Origin of the sequence: Sphingorhabdus sp. (assembly GCF_023910635.1) — a bacterium.
Taxonomy (GTDB): domain Bacteria; phylum Pseudomonadota; class Alphaproteobacteria; order Sphingomonadales; family Sphingomonadaceae; genus Sphingorhabdus_B.
In genome coordinates, this window is record NZ_JAAVVZ010000007.1 from 51,620 (window position 1) to 72,295 (window position 20,676).

At 51.0% G+C, this 20,676-nt stretch carries 19 protein-coding genes; all 19 read right to left on the reverse strand.

From position 1 onward, the window contains the following. Nucleotides 1–2: 2 nt before the first annotated feature. Nucleotides 3–3,305: a conjugal transfer protein TraG N-terminal domain-containing protein gene (locus HEQ34_RS05985; protein ID WP_296198721.1), complete on the reverse strand. Its 3,303-nt coding sequence runs from the start codon at nucleotides 3,303–3,305 to the stop codon at nucleotides 3–5. A 23-nt stretch (nucleotides 3,306–3,328) separates the two neighbouring features. Continuing rightward, nucleotides 3,329–4,714, reverse strand: a complete 1,386-nt coding sequence (locus tag HEQ34_RS05990; RefSeq protein ID WP_296198723.1) for a conjugal transfer protein TraH — start codon at nucleotides 4,712–4,714, stop codon at nucleotides 3,329–3,331. A gap of 62 nt (nucleotides 4,715–4,776) precedes the next feature. Continuing rightward, nucleotides 4,777–5,610: a conjugal transfer protein TraF gene (traF, locus tag HEQ34_RS05995; protein ID WP_296198725.1), complete on the reverse strand. Its 834-nt coding sequence runs from the start codon at nucleotides 5,608–5,610 to the stop codon at nucleotides 4,777–4,779. Between the two features lie 2 nt (nucleotides 5,611–5,612). Then, on the reverse strand, nucleotides 5,613–6,092 hold the full coding sequence (locus HEQ34_RS06000; RefSeq protein WP_296198727.1) for a hypothetical protein: 480 nt from the start codon (nucleotides 6,090–6,092) through the stop codon (nucleotides 5,613–5,615). 2 nt (nucleotides 6,093–6,094) lie between these two features. Beyond that, nucleotides 6,095–6,556 carry a hypothetical protein gene (locus HEQ34_RS06005; protein WP_296198729.1) on the reverse strand — a complete coding sequence of 154 codons (462 nt, stop codon included), beginning with the start codon at nucleotides 6,554–6,556 and terminating at the stop codon, nucleotides 6,095–6,097. After that, nucleotides 6,553–9,645, reverse strand: a complete 3,093-nt coding sequence (gene traN, locus HEQ34_RS06010; protein WP_296198731.1) for a conjugal transfer protein TraN — start codon at nucleotides 9,643–9,645, stop codon at nucleotides 6,553–6,555. Before traN ends, HEQ34_RS06005 begins: the two co-directional genes overlap by 4 nt. Beyond that, entirely contained in the window at nucleotides 9,642–10,388 is a 747-nt protein-coding gene (trbC, locus tag HEQ34_RS06015; protein ID WP_296198733.1) for a type-F conjugative transfer system pilin assembly protein TrbC, read from the reverse strand. Before trbC ends, traN begins: the two co-directional genes overlap by 4 nt. Nucleotides 10,389–10,401: 13 nt before the next feature. Next, entirely contained in the window at nucleotides 10,402–11,379 is a 978-nt protein-coding gene (gene traU / locus HEQ34_RS06020) for a conjugal transfer pilus assembly protein TraU (RefSeq protein ID WP_296198875.1), read from the reverse strand. Between the two features lie 89 nt (nucleotides 11,380–11,468). Beyond that, complete coding sequence (traW, locus tag HEQ34_RS06025) at nucleotides 11,469–12,098, reverse strand: type-F conjugative transfer system protein TraW (RefSeq protein ID WP_296198735.1); 630 nt, start codon at nucleotides 12,096–12,098, stop codon at nucleotides 11,469–11,471. After that, complete coding sequence (locus HEQ34_RS06030) at nucleotides 12,098–12,610, reverse strand: S26 family signal peptidase (protein WP_296198738.1); 513 nt, start codon at nucleotides 12,608–12,610, stop codon at nucleotides 12,098–12,100. Before HEQ34_RS06030 ends, traW begins: the two co-directional genes overlap by 1 nt. Nucleotides 12,611–12,665: 55 nt before the next feature. After that, nucleotides 12,666–13,268, reverse strand: coding sequence for a TrbI F-type domain-containing protein (locus tag HEQ34_RS06035; RefSeq protein ID WP_296198740.1), 603 nt, complete (start codon nucleotides 13,266–13,268; stop codon nucleotides 12,666–12,668). Further along, complete coding sequence (locus tag HEQ34_RS06040; protein ID WP_296198742.1) at nucleotides 13,265–13,618, reverse strand: hypothetical protein; 354 nt, start codon at nucleotides 13,616–13,618, stop codon at nucleotides 13,265–13,267. The genes HEQ34_RS06035 and HEQ34_RS06040 overlap by 4 nt, the downstream gene beginning before the upstream one ends. Beyond that, nucleotides 13,615–16,191 carry a type IV secretion system protein TraC gene (traC, locus tag HEQ34_RS06045; protein ID WP_296198745.1) on the reverse strand — a complete coding sequence of 859 codons (2,577 nt, stop codon included), beginning with the start codon at nucleotides 16,189–16,191 and terminating at the stop codon, nucleotides 13,615–13,617. The genes HEQ34_RS06040 and traC overlap by 4 nt, the downstream gene beginning before the upstream one ends. Continuing rightward, complete coding sequence (locus HEQ34_RS06050) at nucleotides 16,188–16,703, reverse strand: hypothetical protein (RefSeq protein WP_296198747.1); 516 nt, start codon at nucleotides 16,701–16,703, stop codon at nucleotides 16,188–16,190. Before HEQ34_RS06050 ends, traC begins: the two co-directional genes overlap by 4 nt. A 149-nt stretch (nucleotides 16,704–16,852) precedes the next feature. Next, on the reverse strand, nucleotides 16,853–17,674 hold the full coding sequence (locus tag HEQ34_RS06055; RefSeq protein WP_296198751.1) for a DsbC family protein: 822 nt from the start codon (nucleotides 17,672–17,674) through the stop codon (nucleotides 16,853–16,855). 11 nt (nucleotides 17,675–17,685) lie between these two features. Continuing rightward, nucleotides 17,686–19,035, reverse strand: a complete 1,350-nt coding sequence (locus HEQ34_RS06060; protein WP_296198753.1) for a TrbI/VirB10 family protein — start codon at nucleotides 19,033–19,035, stop codon at nucleotides 17,686–17,688. Beyond that, nucleotides 19,035–19,268, reverse strand: a complete 234-nt coding sequence (locus HEQ34_RS06065) for a hypothetical protein (RefSeq protein WP_296198755.1) — start codon at nucleotides 19,266–19,268, stop codon at nucleotides 19,035–19,037. The genes HEQ34_RS06060 and HEQ34_RS06065 overlap by 1 nt, the downstream gene beginning before the upstream one ends. Continuing rightward, a complete protein-coding gene (locus HEQ34_RS06070) occupies nucleotides 19,265–20,119 on the reverse strand; it encodes a type-F conjugative transfer system secretin TraK (protein WP_296198757.1) in 855 nt (284 codons plus the stop codon). Before HEQ34_RS06070 ends, HEQ34_RS06065 begins: the two co-directional genes overlap by 4 nt. Then, the gene (locus tag HEQ34_RS06075; RefSeq protein WP_296198759.1) at nucleotides 20,085–20,675 is read right to left on the reverse strand and encodes a type IV conjugative transfer system protein TraE; all 591 of its coding nucleotides are present in this window, start codon (nucleotides 20,673–20,675) and stop codon (nucleotides 20,085–20,087) included. The genes HEQ34_RS06070 and HEQ34_RS06075 overlap by 35 nt, the downstream gene beginning before the upstream one ends. Between the last annotated feature and the right edge of the window lies 1 nt (nucleotide 20,676).

The following is a 20,676-nucleotide window of genomic DNA, read 5'->3' on the forward strand; positions in this document are numbered from 1 at the left end:
CTTCACTTTCGGGCCCGCCTTGGGCCGCCGCCACCTGATTTTGGATCATATTCAACATGGAGATGATTGTTTTTTCCATCCTTCGACCGCTCAAATACCACGTCATAATCATCGCCAAGCTGCGCTTTAACCAATCTCGACAGCTGTTCGCCCTGCTTTGACGTGATATTATTGGCCCTAAAATCGAGCGCTTTTCCACTTGGGTGAAGTGTTGAACCCGTTAGCATGCCATGATTACCGTCCGATCCAGACGTTACCGTCGCTTGTGGTAAATTCAACCGACCTGCCGCCTTTACCAATGCGCCAAAAACAGGATACATATCAGTTGTCGTCTGGGTCAGGTTCACTCCGGGTTTCAGGGCCGCGCCGGCTTGCCGGGCGACCCTCGATCCGTTTCCCGGCGAGTACTCCGCTTTTGGTAAGGAGGGTGGAGCAAGTGAATATTTGCGGCCCCCTTGCGTAATCCGATCATCTTCTCGGTTGGTATTGAAATTAGATCCCAACGAAACGTTATCCAGCAATGAGCCTGTAGCCCTGTCAGAAACAGCTTCCCGCATGAAAGAACCTTCAATACCGGCTTCAGCATTGGTGTTGAGCATTGCGCCCCTTGTTCCATCAATTTGAGTTTCGGCCGCACTGATATTGCCACGAACTTCGGCTTCAAGCTTTGCGTCACGTCCCAGGCCACCCACTGAAATGGCAGGAGCTGATGCAACCACATCACTGATTGCCGCATTACCGAAGCTTTCTACCTCCTGCGATGTAGAAAATGAAGGGCCGCCAAGCTGCTGAGGCAGCGTATCTGGAATGGCACCAAATGCCCCAAGCACTTCCTGTTCTTTTTGATCAAGAAATTTGTCTTCCATGAACGCTTGGACGCCGCGCTGGTTCTCGGTCATACTAATCAAACCGGGATTCCAACCCGTTTTCTGTATCCAGGCATTCTCCGGTTTCATAGTCTCGGAAGTTGACCAGTTGACAAATTCCTGACTTAGATTTCGGCTTGTCGCAAGGCTGTTTGAAGCGTTGTTAGACACATCACTGCTCAACCTTGTGAACGTGTCTTCAGTCTTTGATGCTTCTTCGGAGAGGCTTCTGCTCTGCGCAATGCTGGCCGCCGTATCCTGCGACAAACCACTAATCTCACTATTGGTGGAACTGCTGGTTTGCCTGAAAAAGCTCTCACGTGCAGATCGCGCCTCTTCGCTATTTGAGGTACTCTCCAAATAGCCCTTCATTTGGTCATAATTCTGGTTTGCTGAAATGCCTTCGGAGGTATCGCGGCTTTGCCTTGCATACGCTGATGTTTTTACCCCTCCACTGCCAGATAGACCAACGCTACCGCCTCCCGGCGCACCCCCTGACAAACCAGCTGATGCATTCAAAGCCAAATTGGTATCAAACGAGCCAGTTTGAGTGCTTTGAGCTGCCAGCGTATCGGCCGCGGATTTGGACACGCCAAATTTGCTCTGAAGATCCTCCGACACGCGCTCCTGAATGCTGCTAACATTTGCAATTGAACTTTGCAGTGACCTGCCCTCGGACGTCTCATCACTGACAGTACTTTGAGCCGTATCAAACAACCGCGCAGATTGTGTAGCAGATGCAGTAACCGCCTCATTGGCGACCTCCCTCTTTTGTTCGACAACCCCCTGACCTTCCGACAGGGTTTTAGACAACCTAGACTGCCACTCCTGACCCATGCTCATGCTTACAGGCAAGCTCGAGAGCCCAGGGCTCGTATTATACGTCGTCGTGCCGTCCGCATTAGATTGGGTTATCCCACTGTCGGTCTGGCGAGCGGTGAAAGCAGAAGCTCCAGTGCTGATATTCGGTGCTGCACTGATTTGATCCTGCTGGAGGGTATTCATCTGCCTACTTGCGAGCGACACATTTCCATAAGCATAATTGCCCGTGGTTTGCTCTTGCGCGGCATCTTCGGCCGCACGCTGGCTTGGCGATAAGAAACTTGCCGAATGCGAAGCAATCGACATAGCGCCCTTAGCCATACCAGCTGCGATAAATGGGACCGACATAATCATGTAACCGGCAAGCGCACCTGCATCCTGATTAATTGCTGACACAGCAGTAAAATTAGAAGCTGTAAGCCCCCCTGCTTGCCACCCTGTCATCGATGACGCCCAGCGATTCATAAAAATCATGTTGAGCACCGCAAACAACGGCCCCCAAGCTGCAAGATAGAAGAACCCGGTGAAGTAGCCCTTGGCAACGCCCGGCCCCGAACTAGGCAACAACATCAACAAAAATATGATCGGGAACATGGCATAAAAAACAACGGTCAAAACGATATTGAGCAAAGGCACCCACTTCATCGCACCAGCGGCAATAGTTGAATAGGTATTGCGGGTCTGGATATCAGCCCGTGTCTGCGCAAAAGCGTCCGTTGCGCCTTGTGCGCCGCTATTCCCAAAACTATCGCGCGCCTGCATCAATGCATTTATAAAAATTGCCTGACGGACCAGCTGCTGCGAATTGGTCCCTGCCCCGCCGAGTCCGGATGACCCTACACCCGTTAAATCACTTTGCAATTTTGCTTGTGCAGAACTGGCGCTGACCCCTGGAAAAAATTGTGCTGCGATTTTTGGCAGAGCCGCGTTCCATTCGCTGTTCCAACCAGCGACGATGCTGACATAAGATTCTTTACAGGATCGGATAGTTGAACTGCCGTCACTATCGAGCCATTGTTGCGATAAGGCTACAGAGCCGGGTGCCATCGCAGTGATTATATCGGCAGAACCTGTAATTTGTGCCATCGTTTTACTGCCGAGCAAAATGTCATAAAAAACACACTGCTTAAAATGTTCGTTCAGATTAGTCGCATAAATAGGATCAGTAATTCGCAGCCCCTGCGTTGCATCAAGCAACTTGGCTCCATAGATCATCCCGCCACTCGAATAATTCAGCGACTCTGGCATAACAAATACAGTTTCTGCCGACCGTGTTAGATAATCGCCTATCTGGCTCGAAAAGCCCGCAATCAACGCTATGCCAATCGGCACATTGGCAACGGTTGCAGGTGCCAACCCTGGATTAGTCCGATCGGTAACCTTCACCGATATCGTCGGAACCATCATAACCATATACATTAAAGTCGCCTGCATAAACCATTTCAGGCCCGATTTTGCATCCATATTCCAAGCAACAATAAGTAAAGACCAGCTAAATCCCATCACCATGACAACGCGCAGGAGGCTCTTATAGCCGCCGCTTCCAGACCAGGCTGCAAGTGCGTTAAAAGTGTTGACGATATATTCGCCACCGCCAACGGTGAAGACTTCAATCATCAAGCGAGCTCCCCAATATCATCCTATGGCCGCAAGCCTTGCGCCGATAGCGCGCGGGAAAAATTCAAAGAAGCCGCCATTCCCGGTGCCATGCGTGACTGCAATGTGCTTTCAATGCGTATTGCATTGTTTATAATATCAAATGTCTGATTGACTTTGTTGCTCACGGAAATTTCGTGTTGCACGAGACGGGCGCGAACCTGCGCCACTTGGGCATTAAATTGCTCGAGATTTTTCATATCGCTGGCGTTCAAATTGTTTGATTGCCCAGCAGCAATCTGATCCATCAGGCGTTGCACGATGCTATTCAGCACATCAATTGCAGTGATTTCGGCAAGCACATTGATCTCTGAATTGTTGACGATGAAACCCGAAGCGGCCTGCACTGCTAAAATTTTGTAAATAGGCACGCTTGAAACACCCAAAAGATTGCGTTCCTCAGCTGTCAGCGCCTGATCTGTCTTTATTTTGTCAGCCATCGACTTTATCATCGACCCAATTTTTGGCATAAGCGCTTGATCGCCCAATGCGGTAATGGTCTGATCCGAACTGGCAAGTGTCAGACAATCTGTAGTATTTTCACATTTCTTAATCTTCACAGACTTATCACCGTACAACAGTGCGTCGAGTATCGTCAGATCGCCATGCCCTACATAATCGATACGCAACTCCTCATCGTCCGATGCACGCGTGCCGACAATGATAGTGCCGGTCAGGGTCATCACGAATTCCTTCATTTGGGTATCAGCGCCAGCAAGTGATGATCCTTTTATCATGTCCCATGCATAGTTTTTTGGACCCGGCAGCTGTGCCTTCAAAGCACCGTCAGCTTGCGCAAGTGTTGAGCTTTCTTGTCCATCATTTCCGCATTTTTGTGCGGCACGCGCCCAATCTGAAAATAACCCCTTGGAGGTGCCCACCGCATCGCAAACCATGCCGCGCTTGATGCCAATCTCACCGGCAACCCCGCCCACAAGTGCCTGAGCGGTCTCACAGCTACTGATATTCTGAGAATTAATCTTGTTAGCAATGTCTTGAAGTTCGTTCATGACGCCGCCAATTTGCGGGCTGATTGAATCAATCGCCAATTTGAATGCAAAGCCAACGGCATTATTGGCGACCGCCTTCAACATTGCCACAAATTCTGACGCATTGATAAATGAAAAGGATCCTGTGAAGATATCAATACCCCCACAGCCTGCGCGAACGCTCGGCAATTGCAGATTAGCAGGATACACTGTTTTCTGAGGAAAACGCGTCCAGGCCGACCCAAGGGTATAATAGCCAGCTGACTGGCCCTCAAAAGATGAAGCGCCAGTCACATTGGCAGCGGCGCCCATATCGGTAAAATAGTCCTCCATTTCATCGCCAACGCCTGCGTGACCGGGCGCCATGACCAACGACAACATCAACATCGCGGTCGAAAGTTTAAGAACGGCGCGACCGCACCTTTTTGGCGTAGAATGTGTCATTAAAAGTCACTCCCAACCTTTGTCTGCGTTAGAACAAAAATTCTCTCAGTGATCTCATCGGCGGTTAATACACCTGTACCAATTGGCACTGGACGGCGGGTTGCAGTGTCATATAAAACAAGTGCAGGCGTAGCCTTTGATGCTAGCCCCATGCGAGCGTGTTGGCCTGCATCAACAACGTAATTGGGAAATACCCGATTAGGCCCACCATCCATCGACACAGCAACGACGTTGAAGCCGCTGCGATCAGCAAGAGACTTCAAAATCGGAGCAAATGTCTCACAAGCAGCGCAGCTTTGAGCGTAAAAATAAAAAATCCCATAACGCTGCGACAAACCGCGCAGCGCCATATCATGCTCAATCTTGCGATTATCGGTCCAAGCCCGCTTTGCCAGTGTCGTGACCGGACGCTGCAAAGTATAATCGAGATCAGGGTTTTGCCAAACGGAGCGCTGCCAAACATCGGAAAACATCGATGCGCGATCGAGTTGCTCACGCTGAAACCTGATATATGCAGTTACATTCTGCTCGGAAGGCTCCAATATGGCCTTTGCTTTCAATTCATCCAGCTGTTTAGAAATTGCAGCCATCCGCGTTGCTGCAGACATTGCCAGAGGCTGAGTTTGCGATTTTTCTTGTGACTGCTTCTTTGGGCGTTCACAATAAAACCAAGTTCCAAGCTTGCGTTGCTTGCAATAAAACTCGTCCCCTTGAACGTCCTGACTGCCGACAGTTTCAGCGGCTTGTTCTTGTGCGCGACCCTGCGCAACTGCGGACTGGTTGCATATTGCCGCCAACAACAAAGCAATTTTCAAGACTAAACGTTGCCCCATATTCAGTTCCTTATGCTTGGTAAAATGGGAACGATGATTTCGGGAGCGTCGACAGGCGGCAACACCAACGAGCCTGCTTGCGGAGCTAGCGCTGCCCCAACCCCCATATCCGTCCCTGTAAATCTATAAATTCCGGCCATCATCAGCGGGCGCTCAACGGTTGCTAAAACTTCGCTTCCAAGCAGCGTTGTCCAACTATACTTCATGCCGTCATCGTCTTCGCTCAGCTGTATCCAGCTTTTGCTTTCTGTTGCAAAAATCAAATTAAGAAGTTCGTCCGTTGAAATCCCCGGCGTGAACCATGCGTAAAACGAGGGCAGAAGCTCTTCAAAAGCGACGGGTTGGTCAGCTTGGCTCCGAACGAGCAAGGCCCATTCAAATATCGTGACTTGCGGCCGACCAGAATGAACACAAAGCACCGCGTCGATCCGTGCATCGAGCTGCGCCGCTGTTTCCGGGCCAACAGGTTTGTCCTTTGGCATGCTTATTTTGGTCCAACTGGTAGAAAGCCAGCTGAGCCAGAAGACCCGGCTTCGTCGGCGCGCCAAGCGCCATAGGCATTCCAACCGTCGGCGCGGCTTACTGGCCGTTCCAGACTGGCAATCACGCCACGTCCTTGTGCTGTTGCCAATGCAGCCTGCGATGTCGGATCAAATTCAAGCCAGTTGCGCGCGATCAAACAATCCATCGTCCTCATCACTTCTGCTAGTGACAATGGCGGCGCAAACCAGTCCGATGCCGCTTGCATTACGGCTTGAACCGACACCGGATTACAAGACTTACAGCGCAGCAATATAGCCCACTGCTTAACTGTGATTTCAGGTGTTCCCGATTGTTCGTTCATCGGCGAATTTACCCTCAGATCATGGCCGCCCATATCGTTAATCTGACTGCCGCCGATGTCATGACTGCCAAGTGCACTACTGCAAACATCGTCCTTCATCATGAACCTCCCGGCGCATTTGTCTGATAATATTGTTGGATTTTAGTCTGAATATCCGAAGCCATTTGCGCTTCATTCGGCAATTTTGCGGCTTCGAGGAATTCCGAATAAATTTCGGAAAAATCCATCGTGCTAAGGTCAAGTCTCGAAAACTCGTCCACCGTAAAACCTTTGCACTGCTCTGTCTTTGGCTTGTCCCACGGCTTGTTGATTTGAGGCCGTCCTTGCTCCTGCAAAATTCGAGTGAGCTTCGATTCAAAGCAGCAATAGGCTTTGCGCTTTGTCTTGCACACGCCAAGTAAGCTCGACGAGCAGTAGCTCCCGATATTGACACACAGACCAAGCCTGTCCTTCACATCAAGTTGCTTTTCTGCGCTAGAGCACGCAAAAATCGTCAGAAACTGGGTTGCTATTCCCGCAAGAGCCGCCCCTCCAGTGCCAAGAAATGCGCCTGCGGCGATTGCAGAACTACCCGAAAAAAGCCCTGAAACCCTGCCAGCGCAGCAATTGATCACACCAAACAGGGGCTTATGGCATGTCTCTCGCGTCCCCTTGAACAAGCCCATAGCGTCGGGATCGAATTCCTTCTGCACCTGATCAATTGCACCCATTGCGACAAGCGCATCTTTGAACTCATTCGATGCTTCGCGTTCAATCGTTTCACAGCTTCCATTTGTGCAATACAAATCACCCGAACACACATATTCCTTATTTTGCTGTGCAGCCTCACCGGGTATCGGACAATTAAAGGTCTTTTCGGTGACCTTACATGCACCGCTCGGCTGTTCATCTAGGCACGTGTCCTTCACCCATTGGCATTGTGCATTCTGTTCCAAATCAGCGCATTCTGAAGAGCCTAAGGTTTCGCCGTAACATTTACCATCCTGTAAGGTCGTTCCGTCAGGACATACCATCGTCACGGTTGCAGCTTGCACCAAAACCTTGCGGCAGGTGGTGCCATCTAATTCGAAGCCTTGCGGGCAACTGTACACAGCAGATGCTTGGACCGACATTGAGCAAACTGTGCCAGATAATGAAAAACCCAAAGGACATGCGTAGCTTGGCGTTGCGGGCTGCGCCTCAATGGCCGAGCAACTATTGCCGGAAAGAGAAAAACCGGCAGGGCATGAATACACAGGCACTGCGGCCGACGACTGCGTTTGCGAACACGTCGAACCGCTCAGCGTGTAATTTGCAGGGCAGCTATACGCTAAATTGGCCGAAATCACATTTTCGCGCGAACAGCTAGATCCTGACAGCACAAATCCAGTTGGGCATGAAAAACTAACAGCGGCATTTTGCGTCTGTTGCTGGGTGCAGGTTGTTCCAGACAAGGCAAAACCTGAAGGACAATTATAACTTACCGATGCTGGATTGCTGTTTGAAACTTCGCAAGTGGTGCCAGACAATGTGCCCCCACTTGGACACGAGTAAGAAACATCCGCATCTTGCTTTTTTACAACGGAGCAAAGCTCCCCGTTCAATAAATACCCGTTAGGACAGCTATAATTGACGTCAGCATCCGTCACACTTGTTACATTACAAATTAGACCTGCCAGAACCTCACCCGCATTGCAGGAATATGTAACGATTGCCGTTTGCGTTGCCGTGCTTTGACACGTGACACCCGTCAGAGCATATCCGGTTGCACAAGAATATGTTCTTGCGGGTACATAAAAACATTGCAATCTGCCTCGCGCATTAGCCGATCTATCAAAGACCATTCCATTAACATTTGCTGGGCAAAACGCTGTTGACGAAATCATTGAACAATAGCCTGAGATCAGGGTCAAACCATTGCAGGATTGAGTTGAATTTGCCGCTTGAGTTTCAGTTGAACCACATTCCACGCCGTTAAAGATATAGCCTAGATTGCAGGAATAATTTGCCGTGGCAGTTCGCGAAATGACCTCTTGGCATCTAGAACCCACATTGGTCTTATTCGGAGGACAACTATAATTAACACTGGCCAATTGCGACATGGAAACCTCGCAGCTGCTACCTGATTGCGTCCAGCCAGAAGGGCAGGAATAGCTTGGCGTCGCTGCATAGCCGGTATTTTGAACGCAATTCGTTCCCGAAAGTACGAAGCCTGAAGCACAGGAATAACTGGGTGTAGCAGCTTGGCTCACAGTATTTATGCAAGTGGTTCCGCTTAGCGACGTACCGGAAGGGCAGGAGTAAATAGGTGTCGCAGACGTTGTTGTTGTTTGTGAGCAACTGCTGCCGGACAAGGTATATCCCGAAGAGCAGCTATAATTTGGCGTGGCCGATTGGGTAATGGTCTGCTGACAATTCGTGCCAACCAGAATGAATCCTGTAGCGCAGCTGTAGCTCGCAACGGTAGCCGATTCTGTAATCGCCCGGCTGCAAGTCGTCTGCGCCAAAGTAAAACCTGAAGGGCAACTATAACTCGAAATCGAAGCTGCCTGCGACGACCGGCAATTGGTGCCATCAAGCATCGAACCTGACGGACAAGAATAACTCACATCGGCCGATTGGGTCCCGACCCTTCGGCAAGACGTACCATCCAGATCCCAACCCGCAGGACAAGAATATGATTCAACCTGTGCCTCTTCCGAAACGGTCACACCCACATCACAGGTAGCTTCATAGCGCGCCTGCGTTTGTGAAACGGTTACCTCTTCGCACGTTCCAGAAGTGCTCGTTACGCCACTACCCAACTGGTCTACAACGGCATTTTCGTTAATAAGATCGGCTCTTGCCCGAATGTCATCCAAACTCGCTGGATCAATACGTGCCCGGTTGGCATCACCAGCCATCATTGTCTGCCACGTATCGTTGCCTACCGCACTGCCGGCGGCCGCATTCAGATCGCTATCATTCTTGTCAAACAAATCGGACAATTCTGACGGGGCATTTTGATACCCTGGTATAGTTTCAGCCGTCACCTGCTGTTCTGCAATGTTACTCGCTTGCTCTTTAGCTTGCGTCGCAAAATTTTTGCCATCTTGCTTTGCTGCTTGAGCATCAGCAGTCGCAGTTTGCGCCATACTTGGAGGCGCTACAAAACACAGGAGAATGAATGTCAGCGGCGCAAGCGCTGACATCCAAGAGGAGCGCGCCGTCATAGCCGACGTCTCTTTGCTTTTAACGAAGAAAGCGCCTGCCCTGCTATCGCAGCGCCTGGGCCATTGCCTTGCGCAATCGTCTCCAAGGCGAAGCCCAGCGTAACATTGCCGGTCATGACATCAAAAGGAGGCACTTCGGTCGTGCAATTAAAGCCGTCGCAAAGATCGAAACTCGATGTCACTACGACAATCGCGGGAACCGATTTTATGTCAAAAGCTCTGAACAATCGGGGGTCAATTCCGATGTTCCCATAGTCATCTTTATTATCGACGACCTTCATAATTCCTTGTTGGAACGCCTTCATCGAATTACCGGGAAAGCCTCTGAATACCACGGTGCCGCCCGCCGCAGCAGTATCTCGAATTAAAGCCTTCAAACTTTGTTCTGGCATCGACAGCGAGGCAAAAACAACCAATTGCGGCGCTTCTTGTAGATATGCACTTCCAGAGGTCGCGGTTTTGACAATCTCGTCAAAGTTGATCGCCCCGCCCGACTGTCCTTGCATCAGTTCGGCAGCATTTTCCAAATTGGATTGTCCACCAAGAACGGTAGCTTGCGCCTCTTTGCGCATCATCTCACCGCGCTTTGCTACTTCGTTTGCCAGCGCCTGGGCATCGGCGGCCTGTTCATCTCCAAGCTTCAAGACAGCCTGGATATCAAGGCCGTCAACAGTTTGTGCGTAAGCTATGCCTGCCCCTGCGAGCAGGAGCGCAATCGAGCCAAGAACAAGTTGCTTCTTCATCCCCCTGCCCTTCCTACAACACACAGCAATTGCGTTTGCGCCAAACCAAATAGCCCATGTCCTCTCCGATAATCGGATAAGTTCGACCTGAACCCGGCTTCATGTCGGAAGATCCAATAGGCGGACACGCCCATCGGCCTTTGACCATCGGCGATGGAACAGTCGCCTGAAAGCGATATTGCTGCTTACGCAATATCGGCATTAGATATTTGCCACAGAGCCCCTTGCTCCCCATCGTTCCCCACGCAATTCCTTGTCTGTGGAGCTTGTAGGTGAAACGCGACAGTGCAAGCCGCGACGACTGGACCGGACCCACATGTTCAGCAATATTGCCGTTCATCGGGTACATTGAACCAAGACAACCAGCGCACCAAAATAATGGATCAAGCGGCAATTTAGTGGTCGCAGCACCGCAATCAGCAGCACAAGCAACCTGTGCAATCGGATTAGCAAAAAGAGCCACCTCGGGATTGATAAGCGCAGTAAGAACATCATCCTGCCAAAGGGGATCAATCTCGGTGACATACGCGATATCGAATGATGACTGCTCAAGGCAGGCCATGTCAGTGAGAAGCTCCATCCAATATAAAAGAGGATAGACATACCAATGGACGTGCCATTTAGCTCCCTGCCCCGTCCCATCGACACTTCGGGCGGCCTTTCCGTAACCAATATTGAACCCGGGAGAAATTTTCTTGCCGCCAAGGCTTGAAAAGCACCAAGGCTTGGTGGTCACATCTGCCAAGCGAACCGGCTCCCAAAAGCCCATCGCGACACCGATACGAGGGACCGGCGACCCGCATGCACAAATTGGTGAATCAGGGTTTTTCGGATCTGGCCGATCACTAGGAATGATTTTGAGCCCACCGACCGACAATGGGAAAAGGCAAGACCAGCAGACATCGGTAATCGGATTAACAAACCGGCCAGTGCATTTGCCGGGCACATTGCCCGCACCGCTTGTTTGCGCAGAAGCACTTGGCGTAACCATAAAAGCAAACAGCAACAGGAATAGACAGCCTATCAAAAACCTTGTGCGCTGTTGAGCTAATTGCGATCTTGAAAAAATATAGGCCATGTTCACTGCCTCCCGATTGCAACGGGAAATTCAGAAACGCGCATCACCTCACCAGCTTGCTCGACAACGGCAGGAACAGCCCTAATGCCGAATCGATCAGTCAAATAACCGCCCTGATCAAAATACACGCGTCGTTGATATTTGGTCATCGCATCAAGCGGAGCGCCCTTCACAAAAATCAATTTTGAATTGCTGTCTTTGTATTTTGCAATTGCCCAATCAATTTGGTCACGGTCATCGCCGTCGATGAATACAAGGGCTTGACGAACGCGCACAAAGCTAAGCGGATTAACCCTCTGGCCTTTGCGGGCTATGACATTGCCCTTGGTGTCCAAAATATCATGTTGGACAGCAACAGTCGGATCATATACCCAACTTCTGCGCTTCACGGCCAGACCAACGCCCCATACCGGCTCAGGACGGCGCACCTTAGCTTCGGTCCGGCGCGCCAATTCAGCGTTCATCTTTTCGATGCCACCATTCGATTCTAGCGTCTTAAGTTTTTGCTCGATCGAACGAAGCAAATCGGTTTCTGCGATCGGAAATACCGCGCCCCGTTGCCCATAGTCCTTTGCCATCGAAGGCACCGCACACAAGATGAGTGAGACGATCATGACACGCAGGATATTCATCACAGTATCAACTTATCGGCGACACCAACGAGCTGGCGCTTACACACAAAACCGATGTCGCCATAGCGACTGTCAAATCCATCAGGATGACGCGAGCCCATGTAAAAACAATCATTGGGAATGACGCCTGTAGGCCCGGGCCGCAAAACCTCGCCGACGGATGAACGCGGTTTGATGAATGCTACTTGCACTTCACCTCGCGCTACCGAACGAGGGTTCGTCCTCTTGTTATCGCTCGGCCCAAAGCGCACAAACACGCGCGCGCCGCGATGAACAATTTCGTCGCCGGGCACACCGTAGACAATCTTGCCAAATGCGCTTGGAACCTTACCAAAATGCTTTTCAACAATCGGACCTCGAGGCGGTACAAAAAAAGCTACATCACCACGTTTGGGAATTTTGCCTGTTTCAACAATGTATGCCCAATTAGGTAGTGAAGGTGACCTGTTGATCAAAAACAGATGCGAGCGCGCATAAATGTCTAATGCAAACCACGCACCAATGGCTGCCAAGCCACCCAGCATCCAAATGCCGCGTCGCGCTAGAGTACCAGGCTTGGATTTTGCATTATCGAGCGTATACGCCACCTCTGGCCTCCAAATATGCTGGCTCTCGTGTGCCAACACCCGTTTCCAAAGGCGGCACAACAGCGCGCGGCTGCATTTGAGCTGAACCAGGAGAGATTTGGCCAACATTTACACTTGCGCTGAGACGCGGAGGAGGATTGTCCAATATATACTGGCCAACCTCTGCACGCACTTGCGGCGTGATATCGGGCGCAGAACCCGAAACCACAGCTTCGCCAACAATAAGTGTTTCGCCCAAGGCGGCTCGCTTACGAAGCACCATTTCAAGCCCCGCAAGATAATGGCGCGTATCGGCTTCAACCTGTTCTGGGCTTCCGCCGCTTCTTGCCTGCGCAGAGACAAAATCATTTGCCATAGCTGCAAGATTGACCGCAACAACACGGCGGCCTTCCAACGCCATGACCTGCTTGCTTATCCAAACACTCCACAAAACAGCGATAATCAAAACTGCGCCCGCGATTATTTGACGCCAACTAAAACCGGCAAAGCCGTCACTTTTCTTCGCACGATATGCGACCGGCTCGGCCTTGTTAACTGAAGTAATTTGGGCAGCGGCCTGATTGATAGGAGCATCAATATTCATAGCGTATCTCCCGGGCGCACACAGAAACAACCCCTCAACGTCTGTATGAAATATGGACCCCGGATAAGGCAAACCAACATAAAGACCGTGATAAAAGAGCGCATGAAGTCCAATTGAAAGGCGACGCGAGCGGCGCTCCCCGCCGCCAGATAATGATCAGCCAAATTGTCGATTTCGGTAAAGAAGCCTAAAAAGCTGGCATTGGCGAGCATCGCAAAAAGTATGAAGAAGATGCCCAATGCTATCGACAAATTGACAAGACACCACACCACTGCCGCGACGGTGAAATACATCAGGCTCGCAACCGCGGCCCTGAAACCGGCATGCTCTTGGACGGCCATTTTGCTCATTCGGCTGCCTCCTGATACTGCTCTTGGGTCACGCTCCATTTTGAAGTGTCATTTGGATAGGCTACCCGCTCAATGGCCTGAGCCATCGGCAAACCCTGGGCAACCAAGGCATCGACATCCGCAAAAACCTGAGGGCTCGATGAATAAACAGTTGCAGAATATGGATCGAGTACAAGCCGACCCCGAGCCAACATGTCCGGCCCCTTGATAAGCAGATCTGAATACTCAACGCCGTTACGCTTAAGCGACCGCATCATCGTTTCGACACCTTCATTCATGTCGAACCGGTCAAGTTTCTTAAAATCCGAAATGGTTTCTGACTTTTGCTGCAAGATAATGAACCAGTCGCTGTTTTCGAGCGCTGCAATTGACCCTTCTGACTTATAATAATCGTTTAAGGACTGCGTTGCGGTAATAAGCGAAGCGCCGTATTTCCGGCAGGTACGCGCATAGGTTTCCACAAAATCGGCCATTGAGCCTCCTTTGAGCAACTGCCAAGCTTCGTCGAGCAGCAGCGCTTTACGCGTCGAACGATCTTTACGCATCGCCTGGCTCGACAAGAACATGATAGCTGTCAACACAACCGACCGGAGCTCTTCGCGTGCGGATAAATCCGATAACTCAAAGACCGTCAGCGCAGCCCCAATCTTTAGTGTCGACTGTCCGACAAAAAACTGGCCATACGTGCCAGTGGCGGAAAATGGACGCATTGCAATCGATAGTGCTTCAGCCTGAGGATGCGCGACATCACCCAATCGCTGGATGACACCATCAATGGACCCATTGGTGCCATTCTCTTCCCATTCGTCATTGACCGCACCATCAATCAGCCCACGTTCAGTATCATCGAGACGGTCAAGATGGCGGCCCATTTGGCCAATGATTGATTTAAGCATCGCAATACAATCTAACTTATAGTCAGCATCACGCGCAGCTTCATTGGCATCAATCATTGAAAACGGATTCAGACAAAATCCCGAACTCATGGTAAACTCGACAAAATCGCCGCCCTGCAATTTGCAACTATGCTCAAAGCTGCGGCCATCATCGATCACGATCACCTTGGCACCGGCACCAACAAACGCAGTCGTGATTTCCTGAAGCGCAACCGACTTGCCCGAGCCAGATTTACCAAACACAGCAACATTATGGTTGCCGGCTGTGTTTTCGAACGGTGACCAGAAAAAAGGCTGTCCGCGAACGCCAAGCAACAATAAATGCGGAATACTGCCGCCATTATACTCACCTTGAAGCGGAGCAATATTGGCAACGGTCGTCGTGAGCATGGTCCGCATGCGCTTAAGACGATCAAAGTCACGCGCGAGACCATTAGCCATCGTCAACGGTATAACCGATAATAGCCCAGGCATCTGCAGAAAGCGTTCGTCTTGCAATTCCCACCCGCAAGCTTTGTAAACCGCCTTCAAACTTCGCTCATTGGCATCGGCCGTGCCCATTTGGGAATAACTGACAACACCGTAAAAAACACGGACCAGCTTTTGGCCCTGCCTCAGTTGCTCCTGCACAAATTCCCACTCACGTGACTGATCTCGCACTTGGGGCATAAGCCGCGCTGATTTTGAATCTGCTAAGCTCGTCGTCCGCATAAACTTGAATGCAGCTCTTGAAGTAGCGGCTTGTTCATCGGGATATTCAATTGCAAGGACGGTTGCCACAGGACAAGGCATACGCAGCTTATCAACATAAGGATCGCCGATCAGACGCGCCGTGTCCCAAGGAGCCCAGCGCGGCGGTAGGTTGCGAATTGCATAGCACCGCACGTCAAAGCGGTCAGGCACAACATCACCAATGTCAGGCGTACCATCTTCCAACGACCCAATTGCCCGGAAGCGTTCCGTACGCAATAATATCCGCTCCGGTGCGACCACAATTTCCATATCACGCCGCACAGCTTGATCAGCAATTGGATCGAAGCGGTTATAGTCAACCACATCTTCACCCGAGAACGTTGTCGGTGATGTAAGATCATCAATGAGCTTTAGAAGTCCAACAGGCTCAAGCGACGCTGATTGCACCTCAATAGAGCGCAGCATTGACATCATCGATTCCCGCAAAGCAACGAGCTCCTCGTCTGCAACATTTTTGCCTTCAGGAACGCCAAGCGAGACAAAAACACGGTGATGTCTTAAATGAAATGGTGCGTCTTTTGATAAACTGCCCCACACACCTGCTTCAAGGTGAGCGTCCCTATGCCTCGCGATCGCTTCATAGATTCCGCCGGCACGACGACGCGGCAAAAACCACTTGCCCATTGCTTCTGTGATCCGCGGACTCATCCACTGCAAAATCTGGATGGCAGTCCCATCAGGAATGCCTTCAGACAAAAATTGCGCGATAATTTCACTTGTTCGCGTATCACCGCCAACCAAGGGAGATATTTCCAAGATCCATCCGCGAGATGCGCTATTGTAATAAATACCCGATTTTGGATCAAAACTTCGATAAGGTAACCATGCGGCCAGCATCGGAATAGCTGTTGAGGGAGGTGTTACATCAACCTTCTTGGGGCCGCCAAGCAGGTCAGCGATCAGCTTATTAAGAAAGCCGGTCATCGCTGATCATCCAGCGGCGCTTCCGGGAAAGACGGTGCTGCCACATTGGGCGATGCAACCGAGATACCAGAATTAGCGGCTTGACCAGTTGACGTATTTGTCGCTGCACGCGCCACACTCTGATTGTCATCTTGAGAAACGAATGTCGAAGCATCAGAAGACGTTTTTAGTCTCCGCTCAACGTCAGCGCGTATGCGCTCAACAGGCCCATCTCCAAGCTTTGTCTCACTCCCATCGGCGACCGATGTTTTGACATTGGGCATTGCATCAAGCGCCGGCGCGCCCGATGCAAGTTCGACGATCGAAAGACGTGACTTGACGGCTTGTTCATTTGCCGATGCCGACACTGACATCTGCGGCACCACGTCCAATTCAGCATACACAACAGCCTGATCGCGCCACCTGCCGAACCTATCTTGCCTTGCCGGCAATATAATCTTCAGGGCCGAAGCAGAATGCATGCCCGCTGCGGGCGCGGCAAAAGCAGCATTTGATTCAGACTGAATATCCATGCTGGCAACAGCTTGATCATCGATTGCACTTGTTGGTGAACATATTCCATCAGGAGCGTTACACACAAAATTGCCTTTAACATTCCCACCGATTGCCGCGCAGCCTGCAAGCAGCGGAGTTATCGCAAATATCAAAAAAGATGCTCGCATCACGAGCCTCCCTTCAACCAATTTTCGAGAAACTCTTTGGGTCTGTACCCAACCAGAACAGTGCCATCCTTGCGGACGATGATAGGCGTCCCGCTAAAACCGTGGGCACGTGCAAATTGCTCATTGGCGTCCAGGCCCGAAGTATCGCAACTCGAAGTGGGCAAGGGATCGTTCCGATAGGCCGCTAAAACCGCCTTTGCCTTATCCTTTGCACAATAGACCTTGTTGGAAATATCGCGCGTTCCAAGCGTCGATATTGGCCGCTCAATCACCTTCACATTCATTGTCTCAAGTGCCGCAGCCAAAGATCTGCAATAGCCACAACGAAAATCGGTGAATATCGTGACAGGCTCGCCTTGGGGCTTACCCCAAATAATTGCTCCGGTTTTGCCAAGTTGAGACAAATCGATTTTACGCTGTGTGCCCGCAGATTCCACGCCTCCTGCGTTTCTCGCGGCTTGCGCAATGCCTGAAATTTCTTGACTTTCATCCCCGCCAGCACCCGCAGCACCGCCCAAAAGCATAGAAGGATTAATTTCGAGCAATTTTGCCGCAGTCATGTCCTGACGCGTTTCCATGTCATAAACACGGCCGACAAACAGATAGCGCGCCTTGCCGTCAACGTAGAACAAATTGTTGCCGGCAACGACCTCGCACAGGCCGTCGAGCTTATTGCAATCAATCGCTGACACCGCTGTTTTGGGCAGGCGTGTTTTCAAAGCCTCAGTCACACGGGCTGCATCTAACGGAGCACTTGCATAAACAGTAGATGCTAAAAGCGCGATCGCGACCGTTATTGCACCAATCAGCTTCAACTTCATCACCTGCTCCTTCAATTGCGGATGAACACACCTTCGAGGAATACAATTTCGACCTCGATGCCTGTCGGCATCTCAATGACTGGCTGATATTGTTCGGCACGCTCGATCAGATATTGCGACAACATGTCGCCAGCTTGCGCCACACCCTCACCAAGGCCGCCTTGCGCTATCTCTCCGGCTGACAATTTTTGCCTCTCGCCATTTACAACTGTCGTATTTCCCGAAAGGATACCTTGGGTGTTTGCGCCAAAGCCGCGACCGACGCCCCCTACGAGCCCAGCCATAAACGCCTGCATCGTCAAACTACCTTCCCGGCTGACAACGCGGCCACGCACACCAGTTTTACCACCAAACGCGATAAAACCTTTGACTTCGCTTTCTGCAAACCGACCGCCTGGTTGTGGACAGGTCATTTTAGCGAGGCGCACATAGACTTTTTCGGACGACAGATCGCCCCTTGCCGCACCATTGACCAAGCATCCCTCGATCCGTGTCGTCAAAACTTTGCCATTCAGCGTCACAGAACGTGCAGGTCCGGTTATACGAAGCACTACAGGCAAAGGATCTGACTGGGATTGTACACTGGATGCGGCATCAACGCCTACAATGACCCTCGCACGGGCGTAGCTGTTTGCAGGCAAATAGCTCGGGCTATCGGTCACAACCATGTTTCCGCGCTCAGGCGCCTGTGACTGAGCGGTGACAAGCAAACCTGCAGCAGCTGTAGTCGAGGCAAAATTAATGACCTTCAGCTCTCCGCGCGACAACACCGGCAGCGGGACATCTCCTGCCTGCGGTGCATAGCCTGCCGGACCTTGCGGTCCATATAATGCTCTTGGTCCAGCTCCATTGCTGGCAGCATTGGCTTGGACCGATGCCAGCTGCTGTTTCAGCTGTTGATTTTCACTTTCGTAAGCCGACACAACGCGCGAACCGTCCGAGGCCATATTTTGGTTTTCAGAGCGGAGCGCATCAATCTCGCTTTGCAGATCATCAAACTGCCTACCTTGACCTCGCAGTGCCCGAATTTGATTGTCCTGCGCGGTCAGCCTATTCTCCGACATCGCGAGCCACTCTTTTTCAGACAGGTTTTTCGATGCCAAGTCATCGGTTGAGACCTGAATACTCTGCCCACTCTGTTTGGCTGCAATGTCGACCTCATTCCCGCCATCGGCACCTGTAAAAAACAGCCAATAAGCCGCGGCAATTACCAGCACCGAGCCGCCTGCAAGTAATAACATCCGCTGACGCCTTTCAACGCCGTCATTGACGGTAAGATCAACACCTTCGGGCACAGCCGGCTTTGCTGGATCGACGCTTCTATCCCTGCGCTTCTTGAACAAACTGCCCAATCCAGCCATTATCTGGTCTCCGTAGCTGACTGATGATTTAGAGTTTTGGTGACCGAGCCGCCCATACGGTGCCGCACATGCGCTTCACGCAATATCGCATCCCGCTCAGCTTCAAATTTGCGCAATTTCTGCCTGTCGGGTTCACGTGCCATAATATTCTGAGGCGCTGCGGCCTCAAGGATCATCACGCCAATCATTGAAAGGCTAAGTAATGCGGCCATAAAATGTGCAATTCCAATCATGGCGACATCCTTTGCGAACGCGTAACAACATATGCCGTTGTAACTTGCCCTCCCGCCAGACTTGAGTTTGCTATTGCCACCGCAAGCGCGCCAGGTGGCGCAACATCGCTTTCGGAAAGAACGACCGGTTCTTTTGTCATATTCTCGATACGAATGGCTCGGCCAACCATTTCCAGACCTTCATATTCTGCGAGCAACTGGACCGAAAGATTGCCTACCTTGACAGGAACCAATGGCGATTTGCGCATCCTGTACCCAGGAACAACCCTTTGCGATGCCATTGCTTGCACCAGCCTTACCGCTGTCTCGTCGCCATCAGGAGCCACTTCATCGCCCTCCAACTGTGCAACATCAGATTTTATTTCGGCGGTCGGATTGGACAGAAATATTTGCTGTGCTTCAATCGCTTCAACGCGGCACGCAAATTTATACACATAGCCCTTTTTGCTAGTGCCAAAAAACGACAGGGTTTTGGGGCGAAAGCCATCGGGAACCGAAATATAAATGTCGCCGCGTGTAGGCTCATTCACCACCGAAAAATCATCAAGCGCATTGCTTGGCTGAATTTTTGATACACTCGCAAATTCGTCGCCAAGCAGACTTACGCGCGTCAAATCTTTTTTCGACGCAATGCACTCCACACGGCTATTATCCTCGACCATCACAGTTTGATCAGCCCAGGCAGGTGAAGCAGCCACAAATAGCAATGCCGACAAAAGCGTAAAACCTGCGCATTGCTCTCCAACACGCCCTGTGCGGGACAACAAAACTACACCGACTACAAAAGTTGCGAGCATTGCGATCTCCATCATCTTGTCATCCAGCTTGCGCTGAAGACAAGGAAGCGCCATGAGCATTGTTCTCAACGACAGCGCCAAAGCCGGTGAGCCGCAGCTCGATCCCAGTGTATGTCCAGTCAAAGCGGAATGTTCGTTTAACCGCTCCCACCTCGGACCGGCCAACAAGCGTATGCAAAGTGCCTGACACTTCAGACGTCAACGCTTCGGGATCGACCTTCATCCGTTCAAGCGTGAAATATTGAGAAACACTTGACCCGCGCTGATCGGCAACGATCTTGAGCAAGTCACCCTTGATCTTGCCATGCGCCGAGGGGTGCACAATCTTGAGCACCTCCTCAAGCCAGTAATCAACACTCTGCGGTGTTCGATTGAACATCAACAACGCGCTATCGCGCGTTACGAGTTCCAAATATTCTTTTGTTACGCCTGATGTCGAAAGAATAATCTGACGACTTAAAACTGGCTGCAATACAACCTCGCGGTCACGCGCCGATGCAGAGATAAGCGCAAATATGGCGACGATGCCAAAACCAACGCTGGCCAAGACAAGCATGTTGCGCTGTTTTAATACCCTTTGGGCTTGCGCCTGACTGAATCCAATTTCCATG

Excerpts from the sequence above, each read along its gene's own strand:
- HEQ34_RS05985 (WP_296198721.1), bottom strand. The coding sequence starts at position 3,305 with ATGATTGAAGTCTTCACCGTTGGCGGTGGCGAATATATCGTCAACACT.
- HEQ34_RS05990 (WP_296198723.1), bottom strand. The coding sequence starts at position 4,714 with ATGTTGTCGTTGGTCATGGCGCCCGGTCACGCAGGCGTTGGCGATGAA.
- traF (WP_296198725.1), bottom strand. The coding sequence starts at position 5,610 with ATGGGGCAACGTTTAGTCTTGAAAATTGCTTTGTTGTTGGCGGCAATA.
- HEQ34_RS06000 (WP_296198727.1), bottom strand. The coding sequence starts at position 6,092 with ATGCCAAAGGACAAACCTGTTGGCCCGGAAACAGCGGCGCAGCTCGAT.
- HEQ34_RS06005 (WP_296198729.1), bottom strand. The coding sequence starts at position 6,556 with ATGATGAAGGACGATGTTTGCAGTAGTGCACTTGGCAGTCATGACATC.
- traN (WP_296198731.1), bottom strand. The coding sequence starts at position 9,645 with ATGACGGCGCGCTCCTCTTGGATGTCAGCGCTTGCGCCGCTGACATTC.
- trbC (WP_296198733.1), bottom strand. The coding sequence starts at position 10,388 with ATGAAGAAGCAACTTGTTCTTGGCTCGATTGCGCTCCTGCTCGCAGGG.
- traU (WP_296198875.1), bottom strand. The coding sequence starts at position 11,379 with ATGGTTACGCCAAGTGCTTCTGCGCAAACAAGCGGTGCGGGCAATGTG.
- traW (WP_296198735.1), bottom strand. The coding sequence starts at position 12,098 with ATGAATATCCTGCGTGTCATGATCGTCTCACTCATCTTGTGTGCGGTG.
- HEQ34_RS06035 (WP_296198740.1), bottom strand. The coding sequence starts at position 13,268 with ATGAATATTGATGCTCCTATCAATCAGGCCGCTGCCCAAATTACTTCA.
- HEQ34_RS06040 (WP_296198742.1), bottom strand. The coding sequence starts at position 13,618 with ATGAGCAAAATGGCCGTCCAAGAGCATGCCGGTTTCAGGGCCGCGGTT.
- traC (WP_296198745.1), bottom strand. The coding sequence starts at position 16,191 with ATGACCGGCTTTCTTAATAAGCTGATCGCTGACCTGCTTGGCGGCCCC.
- HEQ34_RS06050 (WP_296198747.1), bottom strand. The coding sequence starts at position 16,703 with ATGGATATTCAGTCTGAATCAAATGCTGCTTTTGCCGCGCCCGCAGCG.
- HEQ34_RS06055 (WP_296198751.1), bottom strand. The coding sequence starts at position 17,674 with ATGAAGTTGAAGCTGATTGGTGCAATAACGGTCGCGATCGCGCTTTTA.
- HEQ34_RS06060 (WP_296198753.1), bottom strand. The coding sequence starts at position 19,035 with ATGGCTGGATTGGGCAGTTTGTTCAAGAAGCGCAGGGATAGAAGCGTC.
- HEQ34_RS06065 (WP_296198755.1), bottom strand. The coding sequence starts at position 19,268 with ATGATTGGAATTGCACATTTTATGGCCGCATTACTTAGCCTTTCAATG.
- HEQ34_RS06070 (WP_296198757.1), bottom strand. The coding sequence starts at position 20,119 with ATGGCGCTTCCTTGTCTTCAGCGCAAGCTGGATGACAAGATGATGGAG.
- HEQ34_RS06075 (WP_296198759.1), bottom strand. The coding sequence starts at position 20,675 with ATGGAAATTGGATTCAGTCAGGCGCAAGCCCAAAGGGTATTAAAACAG.